The sequence below is a fragment of the Ruegeria sp. AF7 genome (assembly GCF_056541885.1).
Genome location: NZ_JBQFYX010000057.1, coordinates 1 through 791 on the forward strand (window position 1 = coordinate 1; position 791 = coordinate 791).

Annotated in this window: 1 pseudogene; it reads right to left on the minus strand. The window is 65.9% G+C overall.

The features are described 5' to 3' along the window. A pseudogene (locus ACR0AP_RS20920) lies at positions 1 to 791 on the minus strand (sulfoacetaldehyde acetyltransferase); the annotation flags it as partial.

Consider the following 791-nt stretch of genomic DNA (forward strand, 5'->3'; position numbering starts at 1 on the left):
GGCGCAGTTGTTGCCGATGTCCGAGCTGATGATCGCCTCTTTCGGCAGCGCCGCCTGAATGGCGCGCCACGCCATGCGCGGGCTCATCCAGTCGGGCTTGGCCGCGCGGGCACGCTGGTTCCAGGTGGTGCCCGGATCGTCATCCTCGTGGGTCATCGAGGTCAGTTCCTGCGCCCAGGCCGATTTCTTCTGCGCGATGCGCTCTTTGCGCTCCTTGCGGCCTTCGTCGCCGGCGGTGTCGCTCAGCTGGGCCAGAATACCCTTTGCCACCTTGGCAGCGTCGCCGATGATGCCGACGCTGACCGCTTTGGTCAGGCCGATACGGTCGGGGTTAATGTCGACCTGGATGATCTTGGCATCCGCGGGCCAGTAGTTGATGCCATAGCCCGGCAGGGTCGAGAACGGGTTCAGACGGGTGCCGAGGCACAGGACAACATCCGCCTCGCTGATCAGTTCCATCCCCGCTTTCGAACCGTTATAGCCCAGCGGACCGGCAAACAGCGGGTGGCTGCCCGGGAAGGCGTCATTGTGCTGGTAGCCGACGCAGACCGGCGCATCCAGACGCTCGGCCAGCGCTTTCGACGCCTCGATGCCGCCTTCGGCCAGAACCACACCGGCGCCGTTCAGAATGACAGGGTTCCTGGCGTTCGACAGCAGCTCGGCCGCCTGAGCCACGGCGCTTTCGCCACCCGAGGGGCGCTCGAACTCGACAATGGCGGGCAGGTCGATATCGACAACCTGGGTCCACATGTCGCGCGGGATGTTCAGCTGGGCCGGGGCGCTGGCGCGCT